General features: G+C 36.3%; 28 protein-coding genes. 14 read left to right on the top strand and 14 right to left on the bottom strand.

What is annotated here, in order from left to right; all coding sequences use genetic code 11:
- The first annotated feature begins 45 nt into the window (after positions 1–45).
- A complete protein-coding gene (locus D0S48_RS18885; RefSeq protein ID WP_151113361.1) occupies positions 46–1,383 on the top strand; it encodes a sodium-dependent transporter in 1,338 nt (445 codons plus the stop codon).
- Positions 1,384–1,515: 132 nt separating this feature from the next.
- Positions 1,516–1,728 carry a helix-turn-helix domain-containing protein gene (locus D0S48_RS18880; RefSeq protein WP_144538605.1) on the top strand — a complete coding sequence of 71 codons (213 nt, stop codon included), beginning with the start codon at positions 1,516–1,518 and terminating at the stop codon, positions 1,726–1,728.
- An 81-nt stretch (positions 1,729–1,809) separates the two neighbouring features.
- Here D0S48_RS18880 and D0S48_RS18875 read toward each other — a convergent pair whose 3' ends face one another.
- Complete coding sequence (locus D0S48_RS18875) at positions 1,810–2,070, bottom strand: DUF1871 family protein (protein WP_144538606.1); 261 nt, start codon at positions 2,068–2,070, stop codon at positions 1,810–1,812.
- Between the two features lie 76 nt (positions 2,071–2,146).
- Here D0S48_RS18875 and D0S48_RS18870 point away from each other — a divergent pair, with 76 nt between their 5' ends.
- Positions 2,147–3,313, top strand: coding sequence for a MalY/PatB family protein (locus tag D0S48_RS18870; RefSeq protein ID WP_225216135.1), 1,167 nt, complete (start codon positions 2,147–2,149; stop codon positions 3,311–3,313).
- Positions 3,314–3,361: 48 nt separating this feature from the next.
- Here the strand turns inward: D0S48_RS18870 and D0S48_RS18865 are convergent, their stop codons facing one another.
- Together D0S48_RS18865 and D0S48_RS18860 are read right to left on the bottom strand one after the other, a co-directional pair.
- On the bottom strand, positions 3,362–3,589 hold the full coding sequence (locus D0S48_RS18865) for a hypothetical protein (RefSeq protein ID WP_144538608.1): 228 nt from the start codon (positions 3,587–3,589) through the stop codon (positions 3,362–3,364).
- Positions 3,590–3,607: 18 nt separating this feature from the next.
- Entirely contained in the window at positions 3,608–4,354 is a 747-nt protein-coding gene (locus D0S48_RS18860) for a peptidylprolyl isomerase (protein ID WP_151113357.1), read from the bottom strand.
- 135 nt (positions 4,355–4,489) lie between these two features.
- Here D0S48_RS18860 and D0S48_RS18855 point away from each other — a divergent pair, with 135 nt between their 5' ends.
- Together D0S48_RS18855 and D0S48_RS18850 are read left to right on the top strand one after the other, a co-directional pair.
- Complete coding sequence (locus tag D0S48_RS18855; protein ID WP_151113355.1) at positions 4,490–5,725, top strand: MFS transporter; 1,236 nt, start codon at positions 4,490–4,492, stop codon at positions 5,723–5,725.
- 154 nt (positions 5,726–5,879) lie between these two features.
- Positions 5,880–7,739, top strand: coding sequence for a transglycosylase domain-containing protein (locus tag D0S48_RS18850; protein ID WP_144538611.1), 1,860 nt, complete (start codon positions 5,880–5,882; stop codon positions 7,737–7,739).
- A gap of 172 nt (positions 7,740–7,911) precedes the next feature.
- On the opposite strand, the gene D0S48_RS18845 is transcribed toward D0S48_RS18850, so the two are convergent.
- Complete coding sequence (locus D0S48_RS18845) at positions 7,912–8,499, bottom strand: TetR/AcrR family transcriptional regulator (protein ID WP_151113353.1); 588 nt, start codon at positions 8,497–8,499, stop codon at positions 7,912–7,914.
- A gap of 134 nt (positions 8,500–8,633) precedes the next feature.
- A complete protein-coding gene (locus D0S48_RS18840) occupies positions 8,634–9,194 on the bottom strand; it encodes a DUF5366 family protein (protein ID WP_151113351.1) in 561 nt (186 codons plus the stop codon).
- A 300-nt stretch (positions 9,195–9,494) separates the two neighbouring features.
- Between D0S48_RS18840 and D0S48_RS18835 the strand changes: the two genes are divergently transcribed.
- The 7 genes from D0S48_RS18835 to mnhG are packed head-to-tail and all read left to right on the top strand — an operon-like array spanning position 9,495 to position 15,274.
- Positions 9,495–11,927 (top strand): Na+/H+ antiporter subunit A, encoded by a 2,433-nt coding sequence (locus tag D0S48_RS18835; RefSeq protein WP_151113349.1) that lies wholly within the window; start codon positions 9,495–9,497, stop codon positions 11,925–11,927.
- On the top strand, positions 11,914–12,336 hold the full coding sequence (locus tag D0S48_RS18830) for a Na(+)/H(+) antiporter subunit B (RefSeq protein WP_144538615.1): 423 nt from the start codon (positions 11,914–11,916) through the stop codon (positions 12,334–12,336). Before D0S48_RS18835 ends, D0S48_RS18830 begins: the two co-directional genes overlap by 14 nt.
- Entirely contained in the window at positions 12,336–12,677 is a 342-nt protein-coding gene (locus D0S48_RS18825; protein ID WP_144538616.1) for a Na(+)/H(+) antiporter subunit C, read from the top strand. Before D0S48_RS18830 ends, D0S48_RS18825 begins: the two co-directional genes overlap by 1 nt.
- A gap of 22 nt (positions 12,678–12,699) precedes the next feature.
- Positions 12,700–14,160, top strand: a complete 1,461-nt coding sequence (locus D0S48_RS18820; RefSeq protein WP_370455764.1) for a Na+/H+ antiporter subunit D — start codon at positions 12,700–12,702, stop codon at positions 14,158–14,160.
- A 1-nt stretch (position 14,161) separates the two neighbouring features.
- Complete coding sequence (locus tag D0S48_RS18815; RefSeq protein ID WP_144538618.1) at positions 14,162–14,641, top strand: Na+/H+ antiporter subunit E; 480 nt, start codon at positions 14,162–14,164, stop codon at positions 14,639–14,641.
- Positions 14,638–14,919 (top strand): Na(+)/H(+) antiporter subunit F1, encoded by a 282-nt coding sequence (locus D0S48_RS18810; RefSeq protein WP_144538619.1) that lies wholly within the window; start codon positions 14,638–14,640, stop codon positions 14,917–14,919. Before D0S48_RS18815 ends, D0S48_RS18810 begins: the two co-directional genes overlap by 4 nt.
- Positions 14,903–15,274, top strand: a complete 372-nt coding sequence (gene mnhG, locus D0S48_RS18805) for a monovalent cation/H(+) antiporter subunit G (RefSeq protein ID WP_151113345.1) — start codon at positions 14,903–14,905, stop codon at positions 15,272–15,274. The genes D0S48_RS18810 and mnhG overlap by 17 nt, the downstream gene beginning before the upstream one ends.
- Before the next feature lie 599 nt (positions 15,275–15,873).
- On the opposite strand, the gene D0S48_RS18800 is transcribed toward mnhG, so the two are convergent.
- Positions 15,874–16,113: a hypothetical protein gene (locus D0S48_RS18800; protein ID WP_151113343.1), complete on the bottom strand. Its 240-nt coding sequence runs from the start codon at positions 16,111–16,113 to the stop codon at positions 15,874–15,876.
- Positions 16,114–16,172: 59 nt separating this feature from the next.
- Positions 16,173–17,675, bottom strand: coding sequence for a leucyl aminopeptidase (locus tag D0S48_RS18795; RefSeq protein ID WP_151113341.1), 1,503 nt, complete (start codon positions 17,673–17,675; stop codon positions 16,173–16,175).
- Between the two features lie 123 nt (positions 17,676–17,798).
- Here D0S48_RS18795 and D0S48_RS18790 point away from each other — a divergent pair, with 123 nt between their 5' ends.
- Positions 17,799–18,275: a divergent PAP2 family protein gene (locus tag D0S48_RS18790; RefSeq protein WP_144539156.1), complete on the top strand. Its 477-nt coding sequence runs from the start codon at positions 17,799–17,801 to the stop codon at positions 18,273–18,275.
- Between the two features lie 190 nt (positions 18,276–18,465).
- Here D0S48_RS18790 and D0S48_RS18785 read toward each other — a convergent pair whose 3' ends face one another.
- From D0S48_RS18785 to D0S48_RS18765, 6 genes are all read right to left on the bottom strand, one after another.
- Positions 18,466–18,876, bottom strand: coding sequence for a hypothetical protein (locus D0S48_RS18785; protein ID WP_144538623.1), 411 nt, complete (start codon positions 18,874–18,876; stop codon positions 18,466–18,468).
- A 164-nt stretch (positions 18,877–19,040) separates the two neighbouring features.
- Positions 19,041–19,370, bottom strand: a complete 330-nt coding sequence (locus D0S48_RS18780; protein ID WP_144538624.1) for a YuiB family protein — start codon at positions 19,368–19,370, stop codon at positions 19,041–19,043.
- A 78-nt stretch (positions 19,371–19,448) separates the two neighbouring features.
- Positions 19,449–19,586, bottom strand: coding sequence for a YuiA family protein (locus D0S48_RS20760; protein WP_186318169.1), 138 nt, complete (start codon positions 19,584–19,586; stop codon positions 19,449–19,451).
- 251 nt (positions 19,587–19,837) lie between these two features.
- A complete protein-coding gene (locus D0S48_RS18775) occupies positions 19,838–20,332 on the bottom strand; it encodes an NUDIX domain-containing protein (RefSeq protein WP_151113339.1) in 495 nt (164 codons plus the stop codon).
- Between the two features lie 95 nt (positions 20,333–20,427).
- Positions 20,428–21,639 (bottom strand): NAD(P)/FAD-dependent oxidoreductase, encoded by a 1,212-nt coding sequence (locus tag D0S48_RS18770; RefSeq protein ID WP_144538626.1) that lies wholly within the window; start codon positions 21,637–21,639, stop codon positions 20,428–20,430.
- Positions 21,640–21,978: 339 nt separating this feature from the next.
- Entirely contained in the window at positions 21,979–22,341 is a 363-nt protein-coding gene (locus D0S48_RS18765) for a HesB/IscA family protein (protein ID WP_151113337.1), read from the bottom strand.
- A gap of 137 nt (positions 22,342–22,478) precedes the next feature.
- Between D0S48_RS18765 and D0S48_RS18760 the strand changes: the two genes are divergently transcribed.
- A complete protein-coding gene (locus D0S48_RS18760; protein WP_151113335.1) occupies positions 22,479–23,150 on the top strand; it encodes a DUF2225 domain-containing protein in 672 nt (223 codons plus the stop codon).
- Between the two features lie 44 nt (positions 23,151–23,194).
- Here the strand turns inward: D0S48_RS18760 and D0S48_RS18755 are convergent, their stop codons facing one another.
- Positions 23,195–23,428: a NifU family protein gene (locus tag D0S48_RS18755; RefSeq protein WP_144538629.1), complete on the bottom strand. Its 234-nt coding sequence runs from the start codon at positions 23,426–23,428 to the stop codon at positions 23,195–23,197.
- Positions 23,429–23,708: the final 280 nt, after the last annotated feature.

The raw sequence follows: 23,708 nt of genomic DNA, 5'->3' as shown, positions 1-23,708 counted from the left end.
TATACTATCCCTTTAAAGCGTTAAAGCGTTGAAGGAGGAATACATATGAAAACTCGAGATCACTTCGGGTCGAAAATTGGATTTATATTGGCTGCGGCCGGAAGTGCCATTGGATTAGGGGCGATTTGGAAGTTTCCCTATATGGCAGGAACTAATGGTGGTGGCGTCTTTGTATTGCTCTTCATCCTATGTACACTTCTTATTGGATTACCAATTTTACTAGCTGAATTTATCATAGGAAGAAAGGGACAGGCAGATGCAGTAACTGGATTTAAAAAATTGGCACCTAAAAAGCCATGGTTTTTAATCGGATGGTCTGGCTTCTTCTTTTCGTTTATAATACTCTCATTTTATAGTGTAGTTGGTGGTTGGATTTTATCTTACTTGTTCCGTTCTATTACTCTTAGCTTAAACGGGAGTGCAGATAATTTCTATGAGGACTTATTTAATACGGTCATATCAAATCCTTGGGAAGTGTTAATTGGACAAGGAGTATTTATATTGTTAACTTTGTGGATTGTTTCAGGAGGCATCAAGGGAGGAATTGAAAAAGCTAGTAAGTGGATGATGCCCTTGCTTCTCATCTTCTTTGTGGTTCTAGCCATACGTTCACTGACTCTTGATGGAGCTATTGAAGGAGTTAAGTTTTTATTAATACCGGATTGGTCTTATTTTACGTGGGAAACTGCCCTGCTTGCATTGGGTCAGGCATTCTTTTCTCTCAGTGTCGGTGTTTCTGGGATGATTACCTATGCATCCTACTTACCAAAGGGAACTAATTTAGGAAATTCGGCTCTTAGTGTTTCCTTACTGAATATAGGTATTTCTATCATGGCAGGTCTCGTAATATTCCCTGCAGTTTTCGCTTTGGGTTTTTCTCCAGACGCTGGTCCTGGATTAGTATTCATCATTCTACCAGCAGTGTTTGAACAAATTATTTTCGGGCAATTCTTTTTAATAATATTCTTTATCCTGTTATTATTTGCCACGTTAACGTCTTCCATCAGTATGTTAGAGATCGTTGTGTCCATTGGTATTAAGTCGAATTATGATCGAAGAAAACGTGCTGCTTGGATCTCGGGCTTTTTAATTTTCCTTGTTGGAATTCCAAGTGCTCTTTCTTTTGGTGTTCTTCAAGATATTAAAATCCTAGACTTGTCGATTTTTGATTTTACTGATTTCCTGACTAGTAGCATTGGTTTACCTTTAGGGGCACTTTTTATATCAATTTTTGCTGGATTCCACTTCTCTAAAGATGACATTTCCAAGGAGATTGGTTCTAGAGCTGTTCTTTTAAACGGTTGGAGAATTATTGTACGCTATGCTGCACCAGTAGCAATTTTAATTGTATTTATTCAAGGGGTTATGAATGTTCTTAAATAGGACAAATATCCTTTAGGCTAGTAAATTAAAAATTGTACTTTTTCTGACAATACATTAAAACAAGTTCCAAAAAAAAATGTGCTATAATATGATATAAGATGTGAAGAATTTTTAAAGAGGTGGACAGAAATCATGAAAAAAGAATTGCATAAGCAGTTGCGACAACTAAGAGAAGAACGCAATATTTCTTTAGAAACACTTTCCTTAAAAACAAGAATCGGCGCTGGAAAATTGGAAGCGTACGAGTCTGGTAGTGAAATTCCTTCAACACAAACTATTTTAAAGCTATCTAACGCATTAGAAGTACCTGCATCCAACTTAATGGACGGCCTGCAAGAAGTGTAAAATAAAAGCTTTCGATTCATTGGAATCGAAAGCTTTTTCTTGTTATTACTCTTTTTATCTAGCATTATAGGAAGTGAGTAATTAAATAATACACTTCATTTCATATTTTAAAGCAATAAGTTTGTAAGAGATCTCCACGCATTTTTCTAGTGGAATCCATTGTTCAAAGGAATGCTCGTAAACTTCTTGAATTTTTCTAGCAAGCTCTGAAGGATGGTCGATATCGTGCAGAGAAGCTACAACATCGGCGATCTCTGTTTCGTAAGCATCAATTCCGAACTTGAAAGGATCCCACTCTTGAAGTAACCAAACTGCTTTTCTATTCATCTCTATAGTATCCATTATTTTTTCACCTTACTACTTTTATTAGTTAGGGTTATAATAACACAATAAGTTAAAAATGAAAGGGGATTTTATTTTGTCAGATTTTTCTACTATTTTTAATCGTCGTAACACTTTTTCCGTGAAATGGGATATGTTAAAACAAGTATATGCTATTGAGGATGATGCGGATGTACTTCCAATGTGGGTAGCAGATATGGATTTTAGTTTAGCACCAGTAATACAGCAAGCCATACATAAGCGTCTAGAGCATCCTGTTTTTGGATACTCAATTACCCCTGAAGCAGTGAAGGATGCATTATCTTCTTGGGTATATACTAAACACCAACTAGAAATAGAAAACGAATGGATTCTCTTACGTCATGGGGTTATTCCAGGAATGGCCGAAGTGGTTGAGGCTTTCTCAGAAATAGGAGATAAAGTACTTGTACACACTCCAATTTATCCTCCCTTTAAAGGTATACCGAATACTTTAGAAAGAGAGGTTGTTACTTGTCGCTTAAAGGAAAAAGGTAACTCCTTTGAATTGGATTGGGATGCTTTTGAAGAATGCTTACAGCAGGATATAAAAATATTTATACTTTGCAACCCACATAACCCAGGAGGAAAAGTGTGGAGCAAGGAAGATTTAACTAAGATGGCTTCACTATGTAAAATGCATAATGTATTAATACTTTCAGACGAGATACACTCAGATCTTGTCTTTAAACCAAATAAACATGTTCCTCTACTTGTTGCAGCAGAAGAAATCGATCATATTATTACTTTCTTTGCACCAACTAAAACGTTTAACTTAGCTGGAATTCAAGGTGCTGCTACCATCGTACCTAATGATGAATTGCGAAAAGCATTAGAAAATAGTGCTGCAAGACGTGGAGACATGGGACTGAATGTCTTCTCCTTAACTGCTATGCAAGCGGCATATGAACACGGAGCTCCATGGCTTGAAGAGTTAATAGATGTTATAGAAGGTAATATGGAGTATGTCATTAAACAATTATCAATTATAGAAGGCATTAAGATTTCTAAACCAGAAGGTAGTTATTTACTATGGATTGATTATCGTGGGACAGGCTTGAATGAGAAAGATATGATGAATCTATTATTAACTAAGGGAAAACTTGCATTAGAGCCTGGAACTAAATATGGAGAAGGCGGAGATGGATTCCTTCGAATGAACGTGGCATGTCCTAGAGCAACAGTAGAAGAAGGAGTTTCGAGATTCAAACATGCATTGTCCTAGCACTAGAGCAAAATAAGCTATGTACTAATATATAAAAAGAAGGTGCCTTCACTCAGAAGGTACCTTCTTTTCCATTTCTTCTTTTCTTGCTTGTAATACTCGTTCTTCTATTTCTTTCGCTTTTGCAGCGTCTCTAGCGGATTTCTTTTTAAACCAACGGAATAATAGCACACATAGAATAAATACTATTATAAACTCTAATACTACTGGTATATATTCGGTTTTATCCTCTGGAAAGTATAAATACAAAAAGCCTAATGAAAGAAAGTTTAACATAGTCTACACTTCCTAACTTTATTTTTGGATAACTTCTATAGACTGAATAAGGACATCTTCTACTGGTTTATCGTTTGCACCAGTTTCTACTTTAGCTATTTCATCGACTACATCCATACCTTCAATAACCTGTCCAAACACCGTATGTTTTTGATCTAAATGCGGTGTTCCGCCATTTTGTTCGTAAGCCTTAATAATTTCCTCCGGCCATCCGCCTTTTCTAAGCTGTTCAACGATTCCTTCTTGTAGAGGAGCTTGGACGATAAAAAACTGACTTCCGTTAGTGTTCGGCTGACCCGTGTTCGCCATAGAAAGTGCACCTTTTAAATTGAATAGATTATTAGCAAATTCATCCTCGAATGATTCACCATAAATGCTTTCTCCTCCTGCTCCTGTCCCAGTAGGATCTCCGGTTTGAATCATAAAGTTTTCGATGACCCGATGGAAAATAACGCCTTCATAATATCCTTCTTCTGCTTTAGTTAAAAAGTTTTCCACTGTTTTTGGTGCTTCTTCTGGGAATAGTTTGATTTTTATCGTTCCTAAAGAAGTGTTCATTTGGACTAAAGCTTCATTTTCAGCCACTTCTGTTGAAAGTTGCGGATATGTGATTATTTCTCCCTCTTGTTGGGTATCAGTAGTAACAGCAGTTTCTTGTTCTGCTGTCTCTTTAGTAGCGTCTTTTTCTTTATCGGATGAGTCGCTTCCACAAGCTGTTATAAAAAGTAGTGTAAATAAATTCAATAAAATTATTTTTTTCAACATAATCACCCTAAAACAGTTTAACATAACTAAAAGTAGTTTTCAGTGACAAAGTTTCTAACAATCAACTTTCTTAGTCACCCGAAATGTTTTATACTAAAAGACAGTAGTATGCGACAAGAGAAAGAAGGGATTCCGATGAGCATACAAAAAAGAAATTTTATAATCATGTGGTTTTCTATTTTTCTTGTATCCAGTACGATGACAATGATCATGCCTTTCCTTTCATTGTATATTAATACAATGGGTGACTTTACAGACGCCTATGTCCAAAAATGGGCAGGCCTTGTTTTTGGAGCAACCTTTGTATCAGCACTTATTATGTCGCCTATTTGGGGAAGAATCGCAGACAAGTATGGCTACAAACCAATCCTTGTCATAAATGGTTTTGGTATTGCCATAAGTGTCTTTTTAATGGGCTTTATCAACTCAGTCGAGGCATTTTTTGTCCTACGTTTATTCATGGGAGTAGTTACCGGCTTTATCCCTACCTCTTTAGCATTTATCAGCTCTCAAACACCAAAAGAAGTTGCTGGTAAAACAATGGGGACGTTACAAATGGGAAGTGTGTCTGGTACGTTATTCGGTCCTGTAATAGGTGGGTTTATGGCTGATACGTTTGGATTTCAATATACGTTCGTCATTACAGCAACTGCTGTATCTATAGCCGCATTCATGGTTATTTTAGGAATTAGAGAGATGCGACGAGTAAAACCCAAGGATGAGCATGAATATTCAAGAAAGATTGTTGTATCCGGGATTTTTCATCACCGATTGATGTTGAACGTGCTGATGATTAGTTCCCTTATTCAAATTGGGCTTTTTAGTATTCAGCCTCTTCTTTCTTTATACGTCTCTCACTTAACCGATTCAAATGAAGTTGCATTATTGGCAGGAATTACCTTCAGTGCGACAGGTGTAGGAAGTCTGTTATTTGCGAGAATATGGGGTAAGCTAGGAGATTCCATTGGATACGAAAAAGTTTTGTCTACTCTCTTACTAATTGCTTTTATATTTATCGTTCCACAAGCTTTTGTTACAGAGCTGTGGCAACTGATGGTGCTCCGCTTCCTATTTGGTATTGCATCCGGTGGTCTAATACCGATTACCACTGCCTTAATACGTCGGGAGGCGCCAATTGAAGTACAAGGCGAGTTAATGGGCTACAATACAAGCTTCCGATTCCTCGGTAATATCATTGGTCCAATGTTTGGGGGCTTTATTAGTGGTTTTATCGGTATTTCTTCGGTATTTTACGTTACTGGTGCCCTCTTCCTATTGGCATTCTTCATCATCTATTTCGCAAGTAAGAAACCAGTTCAAGATTTTGAAGAAGTGCTCCATGAAGAGGAACTCCATGCAAAAGCACACTGATTACCAAAAGACTTTCGAATTAATCGATTCGAAAGTCTTTTTTTGTAGCTTCCTGTAGATATTCACTAGGTGTTTACTTAGAAAAATTAGCACACTTTTCCAGCGAGATATGTGCTATTCTTTTATGGAGATAACTTGAACTGGAGTGCAAATTATGCGACAAGGTACTGGATTTATTATCATATTATTATGCTTTCCTCTCCTTTGGATTTTATATTCCTTTATCCATACTGAGGTGCTTTCAGCTGCTTCTTTTAATGATGACTTAGAACATTCTATTCAGCTTTCTAACCCTACAATAACTTCTCCAGTTGTCCTCTTAGATAAACAAGGTGAAATATTTTCTGAGGACTATGTGGAATGGAGAGAACCGATAGAGTTAGAAACTATTCCTCTATTTGTTCAGGAGCTATTTATACAGAGTGAGGATGTAGAATTTTATAATCATATTGGCTTTAATTTTACCGCAATCTTCCGAGCAGTTTTTGCAAATGCTTCTTCTCAGGAACGAGAACAAGGAGCTAGCACCATCACTCAGCAGCTAGTCCGCCTACGCTACTTGTCTACTGAAAAAACATATGAAAGAAAGCTAACAGAGTTGCTATATGCACATGAAATGGAAAAACAAACTACTAAAGAAGAAATACTAACTAATTATTTAAATGAGATTTACTTCAGCAACCAGGTATATGGAATTGGGGCAGCTGCCACCTTCTACTTCGGCCGCCCAATAGAAGAATTGAGGGAATCAGAGCTTGCCTTTATCAGTGCTATCCCGAATAATCCAACCATTTATAATCCACTCACTAACTTTGAAGCTACTAAAAAGAGACAAGAGCTTCTAATAGATGTCATGGTCAAAAATGGACGGCTCACTGCCGAGAATGGAGAAAAAATAAAGAAGGAATCAATTGTTCTTTCGACGAAGTTAAAAAAACAACTATACCCTGCCTATAGCACGTTTGTTTTACATGAGCTTGAAAACCTTATAGCACACAACGAGGGATTTAAAGAAAGAATCGCTAACTCACAAAATGAACAGCAAAGGCAATTCCTAGAAAGTGAATTAAAAACCCGTGTCAATGAAGTAATCGCTGGAGGGATAACTATCTCTACAGCTTTGGATCAATCTAAACAAGATTATGATGAACGTTACATTAATAGCCTTTTAAGCAAAACTCCAGAATTACAAGCTGCGTCTGTAGTGATTAACAATGAATCTAGAGAAATTGTAAGTGTATATGGAGGTAAGGATTATAGGAAAATGGATTTTCATCGCGCCTATCAGGCAGTTCGACAACCTGGCTCTGCCTTTAAGCCCTTGCTAGTATACGCTCCATTATTTGAGACAACTACTTATACTCCTGCCAACTCTGTTAATGCAGGTAAGTTATGTATTGGATCCTATTGCCCACAAAATTACGGAGGAGTAGTATATGGAGATGTGACGATTCAAGATGCATTTCGTTTAAGCCATAATACCCCTGCTGTAAGATTATTGGATAAGGTCGGTATTGAAAATGCTTTTGCAAGGTTATCTCCTTTTCAATTTGAATATATACAAAAAGAGGATTATACGTATTCTGCCGCACTAGGAGGATTAACACATGGCGTTACGATAGCAGAAATGGCAGATGCTTATACAAGCTTCATCAACGGAACATATAAACCAGTGCATTCAATAAGAAAAGTTGAAGACAAGCAAGGAAATGTTCTGTATCGATGGGATGAGGATTTTCAAGAAGCTTGGTCGTATAAGACAGCCCAAACGATGAGAGGTTTACTTCAACAGGTGGTCACAAACGGGACTGGAAAAGGAATTCATATTAACTCTTCGTACGTGGGAGCTAAGACAGGCACTACAAATGAATATTATGATTATTGGCTAGCCGGCCTTACAGACACTTATACCTCTGCAGTATGGATTGGATACGATAAACCTAAAAACATGAAATCTATAGAGTCTAACAAAATCCATCATCGTATTTTTAATCAAATTATGAAAACAGATTGAGCTGGGATTTAAGTAGTTTCGTAACACGTAAAAAGAAAAATTGCGACATGCAATTTCACTTTTTGCGTGTTATTTTTGAATTCATCGCCATCGCTCCGTACAACGGCTAGGAAATAGCTTACGAAAAACGAAGCCTTGAATTCTCTAAGGGAGTTTTGTTGTCCCTGCCTAGTCAGATCATTTTGATAAACTTCAATATTTTCCTGTATAAATGTGCGAGTTCTTCAGGCGTTTCACGTTCGTTTTGAGAGAGCCAATGCTCAACCAGTCCTAAAATGGATGATGAAGCAAACGCCGAAAGATAATCTGTTGGAATAGAAGAATCTATGGAGGATAAATCAGTAGCGTAATAGTTATCTTCAAACTGTTCGATAAAGAAGCTTTTTAAGCGAAGATGAAAGCCCGACGTATTGTTTTTAGATAATAGAACAATAAATTGTTCTTTGTACATTTCAATGTATCTAAATACCTCCATAGAAAAACCAGCGACCTCTATTAGTTGTTCCTTCTCCAGGCTGTCTTTTTTATTAATATTCGCAATATGTACTCGAAGCCCATCAAGAAGCTCAATCTCGACTTTTTCTAATAAATCATATTTATCGAGATAATGTAGATAGAAGGTTCCACGGTTAATGGAAGCATTAACTGTTATGTCTTTAATCGATATTTTCACAAATTCTTTCTCTTTAAGTAACTTGAGAAATACATCTTGAATTTTCTTCTTTGTACGAGAATTCATCTCATCAAAAACGTTTCCCACCTTCCATTCACCCCTCTCATATATTTTCTAGGATTTCTCTAATATACTGCACCCCGAAAGCTAATATTAAGCTTCTACTAGCTAAATGACTGTCTATAGCTTGCACATCTTGTAATCTCCTGTGAGTTAATAGGCTATAGGAAAGGCAGACTCGCGATAATTCCGTTATACAGTTTGATGACTACATATATGACTAAAGCTAAGAATAAGCTCCATACGATAATTTCAAACATGATTAGTCCTAATGTTCCTATCATGGACATAGAGTTGCTTAGTTTGAATACAACATAAATAAAATAAATAAAAGCAGTAGCTAAAAATATAAGAAGAAGAATTTTAATTGATTGGAAGCCTACTGCTGAAATGATAGCACCTGCAAAAAAAATGACATACCCACCGCGCGCTTGTGCCATTGTTTTTCCTTCAAAATCCTTAGAAAAGAATAGCATTCCTAATTCGTGAATAGTTTCTGCAATCAATTTTAATGCAGAAAAGAGCATGAAATAAATAAGGGCAAAAATAATTAGCACAAATAATCTTATCTCAAAATCAGAAAGAAACTCTTTCATCCCGCTATACACGCCAATGACTTTAAACAGATCGATTGCTTTAAACATTGTATACGTGGAAAAGCTCAAGCTAAATAAAATAATGGTTATCAATGGCAAAAAGCCAAATACATAAGGGTTTTTCATGATCGTTCCTCTAATCTTGATAAATTTGATTCTATAGTTCATATCGGAGTAAATTGGCCTTTTACAAGAGTCTATCATATAGATTTAACTTTTAACGCTAGTTACTAATAATTGATTTATAAATCTTGGCATAAATAAGCCTAACTTTTACTTTTTGGAGGACAAATTTAAGCACCCCTTTATTTGATTAAAAATACATTTACTTATATATAGGAAGGAAGTGATAAGCCATGCAAACACATATTATTTGGGGTATAATTTTATTATATACTTAAATATATTGTCGGAAGGAGGATCCCTATGTCCATGGTTTTTGCAATATTCTTGCCTATTATTTTAGCTGTTTTTATACCTTTTTTGTATAAAAGAGCAAAAAGTATCCATACTGGATGGTTTGTCTTGATTGCCCCTGTTCTTTTGGTAATCTTTTATGCAATGTATATCCCATCGGTAATGGATGGAGAAACTTTTATTAACGAAATGCCTTGGATTCCATCACTTGATATTTCACTCGTCTCGTACATAGATGGCCTTAGCTTACTTTTTTCGTTATTAATAACCGGGATAGGATCTCTAGTCGTTCTTTACTCTATCTTCTATTTAGATAAGGATAAAGAAAAGCTAGGTAACTTTTACGTATACTTATTAATTTTTATGACTGCCATGTTGGGAGTTGTACAATCTGACCACTTAATCGGACTGTATTTCTTTTGGGAGTTAACTTCCATTTCATCATTCTTGCTCATTGGTTACTGGTATACGCGAGATCGTTCGCGTTTTGGTGCATTGAAGTCAATGATGATTACCGTCTTTGGTGGCTTAATGATGCTTGGTGGATTCTTATTATTAGGAATTATGGGGGAAAGCTTCTCCATTCGTGAGTTAATCGCACAAGCATCCTCTATTGCAGAGCACGACTTGTTCATATGGGCGTTAGTATTGGTACTTCTAGGAGCCTTTACAAAATCTGCTCAGTTTCCCTTCTACATTTGGCTACCCGATGCGATGGAAGCTCCAACACCTGTTAGCGCATATTTACATTCAGCAACTATGGTTAAAGCAGGCCTATATTTAGTCGCAAGATTTACACCAATCTTTGCATTATCCGAGGTCTGGGTGTGGCTAGTAACAGGAGTCGGTATTCTCACTTTGTTCTGGGGATCTTTCTTCGCAGTAAAACAAACAGATTTGAAAGCAATTTTAGCCTTTTCAACGGTCAGCCAGCTTGGTTTGATCATGTCACTGCTTGGAATTGGTTCTATCGCCTATCATGTTACAGGCGATTTAGTGTCAACATATACAATTGCAACTTTTGCGGCAATATTCCATCTCCTAAACCATGCAACCTTTAAAGGTAGTTTGTTTATGATTGCTGGGATAGTTGATCATGAAACTGGTACACGAGATATCCGCAAGCTCGGTGGGTTAATGAGTTTAATGCCTATTAGCTTTACAATCGCAATGATCGGCAGTTTATCGATGGCTGGCGTACCGCTATTCAATGGCTTTTTGAGCAAAGAAATGTTTTTAGAAGCCACACTTTCCTTACAGCATTTTAACCTCTATGCAATGGATACTTGGTGGATTTTAATACCAGTAGTTGCATGGATTGCAAGCGTATTTACATTTGTATATAGCTTGTACTTTGTCTTACATACATTCCGAGGAAAGCACAAACCCGAGCTGCTTCCTAAAAAAGCACATGAAGCTCCAATTGGAATGCTCGTTTCACCAGGTATATTAGCAACATTAGTCATAGTTATTTTCTTTATACCAAATGTTTTTGGTAGTACTTTTATAAAGCCGGCAGTAGCTGCTATTCATCCAGGAGCCTATGCACTTCCTTCTGAGATAGGAGTCAAGATAAAAGCATGGCATGGATTTGATTCGCCCGCTCTATATATGACGTTAGGAATTTTCCTAGTCGGCTATCTTCTATATAAAACATTGCCAAAATGGAGTGTAGGTTATGAGAAGATGCCAGCTAAAGTTTCATTGAACGGTATTTATGATTGGTTAATGATGCTTTCAGAAGGTGGAGCTAATAGCGTTTCTTCTCTTTACATGAAGGGTTCTATTCGTTCTTACTTAATCTACATGTTCTCAGCTATTATCTTCCTGCTTGCTAGCACCATGTGGGTTAAGGATGCCTTTGTAATAGACTTTGATAATTTAGCACCTATCAAGTTCTTTGAAATACTTTTATCACTCATTGTTATTATTGGGACGATTACGATCCTAGTTACAAAATCCCGCCTTACAGCAATCATTGCTTTAGGAGCTGTAGGATATACTGTGGCTTTGTTCTACATCATTTTTAAAGCGCCTGATCTAGCTTTAACTCAGTTAGTAATAGAAACAGTTTCGGTTGCTCTATTCCTTGGAGCTTTTTATCACCTGCCAAAACTAAATAAGCACGAAAAAGGCAAGGAAGACCGTAAATTCCGTTTAACTAACTTTATCATTGCACTAGGTGTTGGAGTGATGGTTACATTAATAGCTATTTCCTCCCACTCTCAAAAATTAGTAACATCTATCTCTCAATACTATAAAGATACTGTATACACAGAAGCTGGCGGTGGAAATATTGTAAACGTTATCTTAGTTGATTATCGTGGATTTGATACTTTATTTGAAATCAGTGTACTAACTATTGCTTCTCTAGGCATCATAGGAATGATCACACTACGACTTGCTAAAAAGAAAGGAGATAGAAAAGTTGAAAACAAATGATTTAATTATTCAAACGACAACGAAAGTAGTATTTTTCATCATCTTTCTATTCTCCATTCATATTTTTTTCGCAGGTCATTATACACCAGGAGGAGGATTTGTTGGTGGCCTATTAATGTCAAGTGCAATCGTCCTTCTTTTACTTGCATTCGATTTAAAAACAGTACAAGATATGCTACCTATAAACTATACGGTTGTAACAGCAATCGGGCTTATAATATCTTTAGCAACTGCAGCCGGGTCTATCTTTTTTAATGTTCCTTTCTTTACCCACGTATATGATTATTTCAATCTTCCCTTGTTAGGGAAAACGTCTATCCATACTGCAATGTTTTTTGATACCGGCGTATATCTTGTTGTAGTGGGAGTAACAATGACAATTATTCAAATGATAGGAGGAGATGAATAATGGAAATTATGATGTCCATTTTAATCGGCTTTCTATTTATGGCTGCAGTCTATTTAATCCTCTCTCGCAGCTTGCTTAGGATTATTATTGGAACGGGCTTACTGAGTCATGGGACACATTTGCTCCTACTAACCATGGGTGGACTTGGGGGAAAATCTGCTCCCGTATTAGCTGACGGAGTGACAGATTATGTCGATCCACTACCACAGGCTCTAATTTTAACCGCCATCGTTATTAGCTTTGGCGTAACGGCATTTTCACTTGTACTTGCCTATCGTACCTATAAAGAAGTCGGTACAGATAATATGGAACTTATGAAAGGAACTGAAGACAATGATTAACTTATTATTATTCCCAGTCCTCATCCCTTTCTTATTCGCTGCGGTTCTTTTATTATTTCCCAAGAAATTAAAAGCACAGCGAATAGTTACTATTATTGGATTGTTGTTAGCACTAGCATCTGCCTTTACATTGCTGTACAAAGTAAAGATAGATGGTGTACAAACCCTTACACTCGGGAGCTGGGCACCTCCATTTGGAATCACAATGGTTTCAGATATGTTCTCAGCGTTACTAGTAACTTCATCTCTAATCATTGCTCTATTTGTTGTATGGTATAGCTTTTCTTACATGGATGAAGCTAGAGAAAAATCATTTTACTATCCAGCTATTCTATTTATGTTAACAGGAGTCAATGGTGCTTTTACAACGGGAGATATATTTAACTTATTTGTATTTTTTGAAGTATTATTAATGTCTTCCTATGTATTGATTGTTTTAGGTGGAGAAAGAATACAATTAAAAGAATCTATTAAATACATAATAGTCAATATTGTCTCTTCATCCCTATTTGTAATTACAGTAGGATACTTGTATTCAGTAGTTGGAACATTAAATATGGCCGATATCTCAGTTAAATTGGCCGAGCTTGGTGAGGTAGGAATTGTAACTGTAATTGCTGTGTTGTTTTTAATTGTTTTTGGTATTAAGGGTGGTATTTTTCCTCTCTTCTTCTGGTTACCAGGTTCTTATGCAGCACCCCCAGTTCCAATACTAGCCCTGTTCGGTGCACTTCTCACTAAAGTTGGAGTGTATGCGATTATGCGGACATACACGTTATTCTTTACGACAGATGTAGGTTTCACGCATGAGTTGCTTATGATTCTCGCGATTATTACCATCGTCGTTGGGTGTATTGGCGCGTTGGCTTACTTTGATTTAAAACAAATTATTATTTATAACATCGTCATTGCAGTAGGAGTTATATTATTCGGTGCTTCTGTAATGAATGAAAATGGAATGATGGGTTCTGTATTTTATTTGATTCATGATATTTTGATAAAGGGAGCATTGTTCTTACTTCTCGGTATTGTCATTAAAATTACAGGCACCTCCGATTTACGTAAAATGGGAGGTCTGATGAAAAAGTATCCTGTTTTAGCCTGGAGTTATTTGATTGCAGCATTTGGATTAGCTGGTATTCCACCCTTAAGTGGCTTCATCGGTAAAATGCTAATCGTACAAGGGGGCTTTGAAGGTGAATTACTCTGGCAGAGTGTTTTTATATTAGCTTCGAGTCTAATTGTCCTACTTTCGGCAATTCGAATTTTCATCTATGCTTTCTGGGGTGAGCCAAAAGGTGAATCTACTCTTTTAGGACCTAAATCATATCGACGACTGTTAACACCTACTATCGTTTTGGTAGCCATAACAGTATTCTATGGTGTTGGAGCAGAATTCTTAGTCCCATTTATGACGGATGCTTCTGATTTGTTGCTAGATCCTTCTATTTACGTCGATGCTGTATTTGAAGGGGTGAAATAATATGGCGTTTCAAATTTTGTTAAATGTTTTCATTGCCCTGACCTGGATGTTTTTATCGGTATCCTTTAAGCCTACTACCTTCATCGTGGGATATCTGCTAGGCTTACTAATGCTTTTCATACTAAGAAAATCCTTTAAATCACGGTTTTATATGGATCGAGTATGGGCGGTTATAAAATTGGCTGTCTTATTTTTAAAGGAGCTAATACTTTCTAACTTCTCGGTATTAAAGTTAATCGTAAAGCCTGAAATGCCCATCCGTCCTGCCATATTTGCCTTGGAAACGGTTTTAACCGAGGACTGGGAAATAACGTTGTTATCCAGCCTTATAACATTAACACCTGGTACGGTAGTTATTGATGTTTCGGATGACAATAAAACGTTATATATTCATTCTATTGAGTTTAGTAATATTGACGAAGCGGTTAACTCCATACGCGATACTTTTGAGAAAGCAATTTTGGAGGTGAGTAGATCATGATAACTTTTTTATGGGTGATTGTCGTGTTAATAAGCGCCGCTTTACTAGGCTTCTTATACCGACTTGTAAAGGGTCCGACTACTCCCGATCGCGTAATAGCCTTAGATGCAATTGGAGTGGGTCTAATCTCTTTAATTGGTCTAATATCAATTCTGTTTGACACTCCATTCTTCTTAGAGGTCATTCTATTGTTAGCTGTTCTTTCCTTTATAGGAACAGTAGCGTTTTCTAAATTCACGGAGAAGGGAGAAATCATTCAACGTGACCGTAATAGCTAATATATTTATCGTAGGTACTATTTCCTTTGGAACTATTTTTATCTTGGTTACTGCAATTGGCTTGTTCCGACTACCAGACGTCTATACAAGAGCACATGCAGCTTCCAAGAGTGCTACACTTGGGGTTATGAGCATTTTAATAGGTGTGTTTCTTCACTTTTGGTTAATCGAGGGGACGTTTAATTCTCGTATTTTGCTTGGCATTCTGTTTCTTTTCATCACTGGACCTGTAGGTGGACACATGATGGGAAGAGCTGCCTATTACTCTGGTGTGGAATGCTGCGACCTCACAGTTCGAGATGATTTAGAAGAGGTAGTGGAAGAAAAAAGAAAGAACATGAAAATCAAAGTTTGATGCTAATTTACTTTAGTGTGTAGGCAAAGTGTTTTATCACTTTGTCTACACTTTTTTATTGGAAAAACTAATATCAAATGTCATTCGTACTTAAAATAACTGACACATTAGACAGGATTGCGTTTTTCAAAAGTAAATGGTTAGTTTTCTTCACTTACAATGAAAGGAATGAAGTACGATTAGGTCAAATAAAAAATTAGGTAAACATCTCAATATAAAAATTAATAATCGCAAAGTGAAAATTCTAAATTACAAAAGAAGCAGTCATTTTGACGAATATAAAAATCAAGAGATATTTACCATTTAATTAATAACGAAAATTTATAATGAAGTGCTAGATAACAAAGCTGTAAAAATAGAACTCAATGAAAAAGAAATTATAAATGCTGAATGGATATTATGTTTTAGACAGCCAAATATATATAGATTTACTTATAAGATAATTAATACAATATCGGTGAATAAATCAAACGGGGAATGCCAAAAAAAATGCATTCGATATTCTTCAGAAGGAAAATCAATATCAAAATTTAACAGAACCAAATTTTAAAAAAGCTATTACCTTCCCTGATATATCAAGGAATGGCAATAGCTCTTTTTTAGTAGTACGGGTAATACGGTGTAAAATTGTTGTAGTAAGGATACGGTTGGTATGGATATGGCTGATAAGGATAAGGTTGTCTGGCACCAAAGCCAACAATGGAAGAACCTAAAAGACCTCCTACAAAGCCTCCTAATAATGGCGCTCCAAAACCACCGAAACCTCCACCAAATCCACCATAGCCTCCTGGGCCACCCGGACCTCTACCTCCATAACCACCGCGTTGATATCTAGGCATAATGTTCCTCCTTTCAACACAGTGTATGCTATATGGGATAAGTGTCCTGTGCGTATACCCTACTCTTCTTCAGCCATTCTTTCGATAAGAGTAGCCAATGTTCGTACCATTACACCGGTACCACCTTTTGGTCCAAAATCATAGGCAGATTTAGAGTCAGATGTTCCAGCTATGTCTAAGTGAATCCATGGTGTTTCCTCCACGAACTCTCCAACAAAACCGCCTCCAAATATCATATGACCATCTCCTCCAGGAGAATTATTCAAGTCAGCCACATCACTCTTGCGGATACGTTTTTTATCGTTTTCTGTTAAAGGCAATCTCCATACAAACTCGCCAGTTTCTAAAGAGGATTCCATAAAGGTTTCAAAAAACTCCTCGTCATTTGTAAGTGCACCTGTCTTGTCATATCCAAGAGCTGTAATAACGCCACCTGTTAAAGTAGCAACGTCTACGATATAGTTAGCTCCTTGTTGTTTTGCATAAGTAACCGCATCTGCTAGAACAAGACGGCCTTCTGCATCCGTGTTTAAAATTTCAATTGTTTTTCCACTCATCGAAGTGATGACGTCATCAGGCTTGAAGGCATTACCAGAAATCATATTGTCTGTGGAAGGTATAACTGCAATAACATTTTTATTTGGACGAAGCTCTCCAATAATTTGCATTGCTCCTAATACTGCTGCAGCACCTCCCATATCGCCCTTCATCCCAACGATACCTGCCTTCGTTTTGAGAGAGTAACCACCTGTATCAAAAGTAATTCCTTTACCAACAAGTGCCACTACATCATCCCAGTTTTCTGTTGCCTGATATTTCAAAGCGATTAATCGCGGTTCTTCAACAGATCCTTGATTTACTGCAAGTAATGTTCCCATCCCAAGTTCTTCTATTTCTTTCTTACCTAAAATTTCTGTTTCAAAGCCATATGTTTCTCCAAGCTCTCTTGCATACTCACCTAGCTGTGTAGAAGTTAATACGTTTCCTGGTGTGTTTACTAAAATTCTTGCTTCATTTACTGCATCTGCATAAATACTTCCTACCTCAAAATAAGTAGCAGCTTCGTCCGGATCAGTGTCAGTTAATAGCTCGATGGCAGGTAAATAGTAATCAGGGACATTAGAGGATGTTTTGTAGCCTTCATAAACGAATGCACCCATTCCAATTCCTTCGGCTGCTAAATACGCTACATCGGCTTCTGTAGCTGTTTCTGATGTAAATGATGGTATCCAAACTGCTAAAGACTCTGGCTTACTCGAAAGAAGTTCTTTGCCTACTAAGCCAAATGCCTCACGAATGTTCTCTTGAGTTAACTTTTTGCGGTCACCAAGCCCGACAAAAAGAATTCTTTTTACAGTTTCCTGATTAGCAACTGGTACTTTTACTAGTTTTTTTAAATCTGATGAAATGTCTCCGCTTTTTACCCATTCTAGGATGTGGTCTCCAAAAGCATTTAACAATGCATCCCACTTCTCTGTGTTTTCAGGATGCTTTGGAATGCCCACCACTAGTGTTTCTGATTGCACTTCTTCGAATAATACTTCATTAGTATTTATAATCATTATTTTTCCCCCTAGATAATTTGGATACATTATCATTATATAGCAACAAGTTTGATTTTTCGAATAGTAGTAATATGTTATACTAGTAGTAACTAAAGTTTTCCTTGAAAGGCTGTGTCTACTCTGACAATCCTCCAAAATACTCCATTACTAGCTGCTCTATTTTCTATTTTCTTTGCTCAGTTCGTGAAAATACCTATTCATTTTTTGGTCACCAAAAAGGTTGATTGGAAGTTATTTACTTCTACTGGTGGAATGCCTAGTTCCCACTCTGCGGCTGTAACTTCTCTTTGCACAGCTATTGCTTTTGAGACAGGTTTAGACTCACCTCTCTTTGCAGTTGCTACTGTATTTGCAGTTATAGTGATGTTCGATGCAACTGGTGTCAGATTCCAGGCTGGCCAGCAAGCCATTATTATCAATCAAATGCGTGTAGATTTTCAGGCATTTGTGGATCAGACAAAAGGTTGGGGACAAAAGAAAAGTGAAGAAAAGCTAGAAGAATTAAAAACGTTGCTTGGTCATAAACCAATAGAGGTATTTATGGGTGCCCTAACTGGGATTATGATATCTATCATTATTTACACCGTGATTTTATAGCTTTTTTACAAATTAAGAGTTAAATCAAATGTAGTTTAAATATACATTCCTCTTGCCCACAACTACTGTGCATTATTCTCTAAATAACAGGTACTGTTAAACTTGTTTAGTATTTTATTATCTCTAGAAGCGTATTCGCCTTAAATCGAATGCGCTTCTTGTTTTTTCCTAATTGGACTCTATTTGTTGTTTATCCTTCAACTAATTGATAATAGTATTTTAATTCATCATTGTACTTAGTAATAAGTACATCATTACGTTCTTTAGCTTTAAATATTTCAGTACCAATGGGCAGAATATTTGCTGTAGAATCTTTAAAATCCATTGGATTAGAAGTGTTATACTCAATTTTCCCTACTAAATCACCTTCTGTTAAGACAAGTTCGTTAACCCACTCAATATTCGTACTATAGATTATACTATCCCACTGAAAAATATCAGCTTTTGAATCAATTTCCAGAATTTCTTGTGCAGTAGGATTACCAATGGTTACTTCTGTTGTAGTGTTTTGGTCTATTGAACTGTTGCTTGATTCATCCGAGCATCCCCATAACAATAGATTCCCTAGCATCATTACTGTTATAATCACATACTTTTTCAATACCACCCCTCCTTTTCTAATACATTAGTCGATTGATACTTAATATTCGTTTCTTTTTCCCATACCTTTCTATACAGTTACCGTGAGGCTAAGTATGTACTTCGGAATTATGCATATGCTTTTTCTTACCAATAAAAAAAAGATGGCTATAAGGCCATCCCTTTTTAGAACATTTGATATCCACTTTTCCGAAGCATTTTAATAACGATCCCCGCAATAATTGCTCCTACAAAACCACTTGTTAAAATTACGATATCTGCCATATGCAAAGAAACAAACTTATCTCCAAGAGCAGAGAATGAAGAACCCGGGTTAGTGAAATAATCAAAGAACCCTACCTCATCAATGATAAATACCACAATTAGTGGATATAAAATAGCCACAAACCAGGACATTCTTAGTAACATATTTAATAAGAAGGCGATTCCAAAAAACATAACTAGAAAAATTAGTACTGAAAGAATCATCTGTGTAATTGTAAAATTCATAATCATATACCTCCGTAGTATCTCTAAATAGTTTACCTTAACGGAGGCATGGATTCAATGTACTTGTTTCTTTTCACATTTTTGTCAAATAATCTTCTTATTACTTTTTCCAGAGCCATTACAGCAGCCACACGTTTCTGATCCACCAAGTCTAAGTTGGAAATATCCTTCACCTTTACAATAAGGACAAGACTTTGCAGTTTCTGTTTTAAATTTAATCATATAATACGCCTCCTTGAATATTTATTTTAATATTCAGATAATATATCACGGATTAATATATTTGTAAATAAAAAACAAAATATATTTGATACGTGTTTTAAAAGTGCTTAAGTATAGAAAAATAGACTGTCTTATGAAAAATGCTTTGTTTCATAAGACTTTTTATCGAAGTTCTATAAGCTAACCACTATTAGTAGAGCTAGTCACAGTTGAATTTTTAATGACATGAATTTAGTCTATTTATGTTCGGATTATTTTATGAATAATTTATAGCTAGTATACCCAAATATGTCTCCAGGATTTATCCCTTCGATAGTTGGAAAGCCAATTTCTAAAGACGCAGCTGCTAATTCATGCAGCATTACAGAAGCGTTCTCATCTTCCAGTAAATCACTTGGAAGTATCCATTTGGCCTCATATAGCTCAGAAAGCTGCACTTGAATAATCGGTTCCTCTTCAATTGGTTTAAGAAGAAAAATGGCCATATTATCACTGATTTTTCCCTGTAAGACCCCACTTCTAAAACCGATCATATTTTTAACTGTACAATCTACCGCAGTTTCTTCCTTAACTTCACGTACGGCAGCCTGTTCAATTGTTTCATCACCATTTACAAAGCCTGCAGGTAAAGACCATCTTCCTTCTAAGCCACCATATCGTTTTTTAACAACTAGCCATTCACCCTTGTTGTTTAAAACTAATCCTGCAGCTCCCAACCAGACATTTCCTCGTTTATCCTTCGACAAATAATCCATCTCCTTTAACAAAAACATACTTACCTTTTATACTTTAAAAAAGCTCCCACTGAGAGTTACAGTGGGAGCCATTTATTGTTTTTCTTTTATAATTTAAATTTACCTTTTTTAAGCACTAATGGAACTCCACCGATCATGAAAAGAGCACGGTTATCAATAACCTTTTTCATGATGGATGCTTTAGTACCAGTAAGTTTTCTACCCATTACATCTCCAATTGCATCATGCTCACCAAGAGAACAAACTGTTCCTTTTAGTTCAGGAACAAATTCCTTTGTATTTTCGCCTTTCATTAGGGCTACGATATTTTTAGCAACTGTTACAGCTTGTTGCATAGCAATTTGAGCAGTAGGTGGGTATGGACGATTTGTTTCTTCATTAATCATTAGAGCACAATCACCAACGATGAATACGTCTGGGAATCCAGGTGCACGCATATCTTTTTCAACTTTAACGCGAGCACGCATATTTTCGATACCAGAAGTTTCGATTAAGCGGTTTCCACGAACTCCAGCAGCCCATACTACAGTACCAGCTTTGATGAATTCAAATTCTTCTTCGCCTTTTTTAATTTTAACGCCTTCAGGAGTAGCTTCTACTACTGGTGTACCTATAGAGAACTCGATTCCTTTTGCTTCTAATTGACGAACAGCATATTCAACTAGCTCAGGATCAAAACCAGGTAATACCATAGGAGCAGCTTCTACGCAGACAACGCGTACTTTTTCTTTTGGTACATCGTATTCTTCACAAAGCTCAGGAATACGATTACCTAATTCACCTAAAAATTCAATACCAGAGAAGCCAGCTCCTCCTACTACAATAGTTAAACGAGCATCGTCTCTGTTTTCTTCTGTAGACCATGTAGCAAATTGGTATTCGATATGATCACGGATTTGACGAGCAGCATTTACATTTGCAATTGATAGTGCATATTTATCTAAACCAGTGATTCCAAATGTTTCACCTTCAAAGCCTAAACCGATTACTAAATAATCATATGTGTATTCTCCAGCACTTGTTGCTACCTTCTTAGTATTAACATCAATGCCTTCGACAGTTGCTTTTACAAATTGTACCTTGCTTTTATTTATAACTCCTTGAATATCATAACGCACTTGGTCTGGACGTAAAGTTCCAGCTGAAGCCTCATGTAACCAAGTAGACTCGTAGTGATAGTCATTTTTATTTACTAAAATAATATCTGCTTCATCGGTACCTACTAATTTTTGAAGGTTCACTACAGTAGATAATCCACCATAACCTGCACCTAATACTAGAATTGTTGGTCTTTTCACGAAGATCGCAACCACCTTTTTATATTTTTTATGAATCTAATGATACGAATAATTCACAATTAGAAATGGACTTTGTCATTTTTCCGACAAATTTTTCACTACATCCTATTTTAGACCTTTTAGAATAGGATTTCAACACTATTTAACAACATTGCAAAGGTGGGAATATACAGACAATTAGCCCATGAGAAAAGCGCAAGCGCCTAGATCTGTCCCGACAAGCAAATGGGGGAAAGCGAGAGCAACCAGTTAGATCCTCATTGACTTCCAAACGTAATTTACTTTCTTATCCTTTAAAAAAGAACATTTTCTTAAGTAAGAAAATGTTCTTTCGAATATTTAGCAGCTTTCCGGTGTGCCTTCTTTTTTAGCAGTTCTAAATGATGAACCACAGCCACAGGATGCAATTGCATTAGGGTTATCGATGGTAAAGCCTCCACCCATCAACGATTCTTTGTAATCGATGACTGTACCTTGGAGAATAGAAGCATCTTCACTAGATATAATTATTTCTAAATCATGCTGATGTAAAACTATATCGTCTTCATTTTTCTCTTTTTCAAATCCCATACCGTAAGAAAGACCGCTACATCCGCCACCGTTAACAGATACACGGAGAAGTGAACCTTCTTCCTCGTTGTGAACCATCATCTCTTTGACGCGGTAAGCTGCCGCTTCAGACAAATTAACTACTTCTGTCATCTGAATCACATTCCTTCCTTATTTATATAATATCAATTTAATCACAATCTATACAAGGAAAACTACTTAAGTTACCTCGCTTTCGAAATATTTTTACAGTATAATAAAACCAAGAACGAGAATAAGGAGAAGATAAAATGGAAATACCTCCATATTACCAAAAAGATATCGAATGCTTACATTGTAAAAACAAATTTAAATCAACCAAGATACGTTCAAAATTTATAAAAGTCGAATCTCATGAAACAGACTTTCAACCAATATATCAAAATAAAGAAATAAACCCGTTATTATATAATGTATTTGTATGTGAGCATTGTGGCTTTTCTTTTACCGATGACTTTACTAAGTATTTTGCACCTGGACTTAAAGAAATCATTAAAGAGAAAATATCGACTAATTGGATACCACGTTCCTATGGCGACGTCCGAACGACACAAGACGGGATCACTACATATAAATTAGGCATACTGTGTGGAACGTTAAAAAAAGAAAAATTTGTCTCTATTGCTGGCTTAGCACTTCGTACTGCTTGGCTCTACCGCATGATGGAAAACAAAGAAGATGAAAATAGATTTCTAGAAATAGCCAGAGATCGTTACTCAGACTCCTATTCTAGCGAAGATTACAATGGAACTCAAATGTCCGAGACACGAATTATATATATGATAGCAGAGCTTTCTAGAAGAATAGGTGACCGAGAATTAGCAACGCGTTATTTTTCCAAAGTAATCGAAAAACAAAGTACCTCTATAGAACCCAAGCTAATTGAAATGGCAAAAGAGCGTTGGCAGGAAATGCGAGGGTGAAAAAAAGAAGCCTCATTCAGGCTTCTTTTTTATATCTGTTAGTATTAAAATACTTGTTCTACTTCTACTATTCCAGGTACTTCCTCTAATAAAGCGCGTTCAATACCAGCTTTTAACGTGATAGTAGAACTTGGGCAGCTCCCGCATGCTCCTAAAAGGCGTAATTTTACAATACCATCTTCAACGTCAACAAGCTCGCAGTCTCCGCCGTCACGTAGTAAGAATGGACGCAATTTATCTAAAACTTCTTGTACTTGTTCGTTAATTGTATCAGTCATATATGTCGACTCCTTTCGCTATAATCATTATAGAATAATTGTTGGTTAAATGGAAGTGTTTACTCCCCACAAAACACACCGTGATAAGAGTATTCCCTAAGATTCCTAAAATATTATTTACCCTGTTTTATTTTAAGATAAAAATCATTTTTAAGATGATTTGTATATAGACTATTTACTTAATATTAATAATAAAAAGCGAGAATCGTGTTATTTCAGGCTTTTATTCCCCAATATATCTTTCCAAAATAAATTTATTTTCAATTCTAGTCTATTAGAC

The organism is Psychrobacillus sp. AK 1817 (assembly GCF_008807035.1).
GTDB lineage: Bacteria > Bacillota > Bacilli > Bacillales_A > Planococcaceae > Psychrobacillus > Psychrobacillus faecigallinarum.
Note: the sequence above shows the minus strand (reverse complement) of the source record. Positions and strands in the feature narration are given on the sequence as shown.

Bases quoted from the DNA above. Each gene is read 5' to 3' on its own strand.
- D0S48_RS18760 (WP_151113335.1), top strand. From the start codon at position 22,479: ATGGAAATACCTCCATATTACCAAAAAGATATCGAATGCTTACATTGT.
- D0S48_RS18795 (WP_151113341.1), bottom strand. From the start codon at position 17,675: ATGATTATAAATACTAATGAAGTATTATTCGAAGAAGTGCAATCAGAA.
- D0S48_RS18765 (WP_151113337.1), bottom strand. From the start codon at position 22,341: ATGACAGAAGTAGTTAATTTGTCTGAAGCGGCAGCTTACCGCGTCAAA.
- D0S48_RS20760 (WP_186318169.1), bottom strand. From the start codon at position 19,586: ATGATTAAATTTAAAACAGAAACTGCAAAGTCTTGTCCTTATTGTAAA.
- D0S48_RS18800 (WP_151113343.1), bottom strand. From the start codon at position 16,113: ATGCCTAGATATCAACGCGGTGGTTATGGAGGTAGAGGTCCGGGTGGC.
- D0S48_RS18825 (WP_144538616.1), top strand. From the start codon at position 12,336: ATGGAAATTATGATGTCCATTTTAATCGGCTTTCTATTTATGGCTGCA.
- D0S48_RS18810 (WP_144538619.1), top strand. From the start codon at position 14,638: ATGATAACTTTTTTATGGGTGATTGTCGTGTTAATAAGCGCCGCTTTA.
- D0S48_RS18850 (WP_144538611.1), top strand. From the start codon at position 5,880: ATGCGACAAGGTACTGGATTTATTATCATATTATTATGCTTTCCTCTC.
- D0S48_RS18860 (WP_151113357.1), bottom strand. From the start codon at position 4,354: ATGTTGAAAAAAATAATTTTATTGAATTTATTTACACTACTTTTTATA.
- D0S48_RS18840 (WP_151113351.1), bottom strand. From the start codon at position 9,194: ATGAAAAACCCTTATGTATTTGGCTTTTTGCCATTGATAACCATTATT.
- D0S48_RS18755 (WP_144538629.1), bottom strand. From the start codon at position 23,428: ATGACTGATACAATTAACGAACAAGTACAAGAAGTTTTAGATAAATTG.
- D0S48_RS18835 (WP_151113349.1), top strand. From the start codon at position 9,495: ATGTCCATGGTTTTTGCAATATTCTTGCCTATTATTTTAGCTGTTTTT.
- D0S48_RS18875 (WP_144538606.1), bottom strand. From the start codon at position 2,070: ATGGATACTATAGAGATGAATAGAAAAGCAGTTTGGTTACTTCAAGAG.
- D0S48_RS18885 (WP_151113361.1), top strand. From the start codon at position 46: ATGAAAACTCGAGATCACTTCGGGTCGAAAATTGGATTTATATTGGCT.
- D0S48_RS18880 (WP_144538605.1), top strand. From the start codon at position 1,516: ATGAAAAAAGAATTGCATAAGCAGTTGCGACAACTAAGAGAAGAACGC.
- D0S48_RS18815 (WP_144538618.1), top strand. From the start codon at position 14,162: ATGGCGTTTCAAATTTTGTTAAATGTTTTCATTGCCCTGACCTGGATG.
- D0S48_RS18855 (WP_151113355.1), top strand. From the start codon at position 4,490: ATGAGCATACAAAAAAGAAATTTTATAATCATGTGGTTTTCTATTTTT.
- D0S48_RS18865 (WP_144538608.1), bottom strand. From the start codon at position 3,589: ATGTTAAACTTTCTTTCATTAGGCTTTTTGTATTTATACTTTCCAGAG.
- D0S48_RS18780 (WP_144538624.1), bottom strand. From the start codon at position 19,370: ATGATTATGAATTTTACAATTACACAGATGATTCTTTCAGTACTAATT.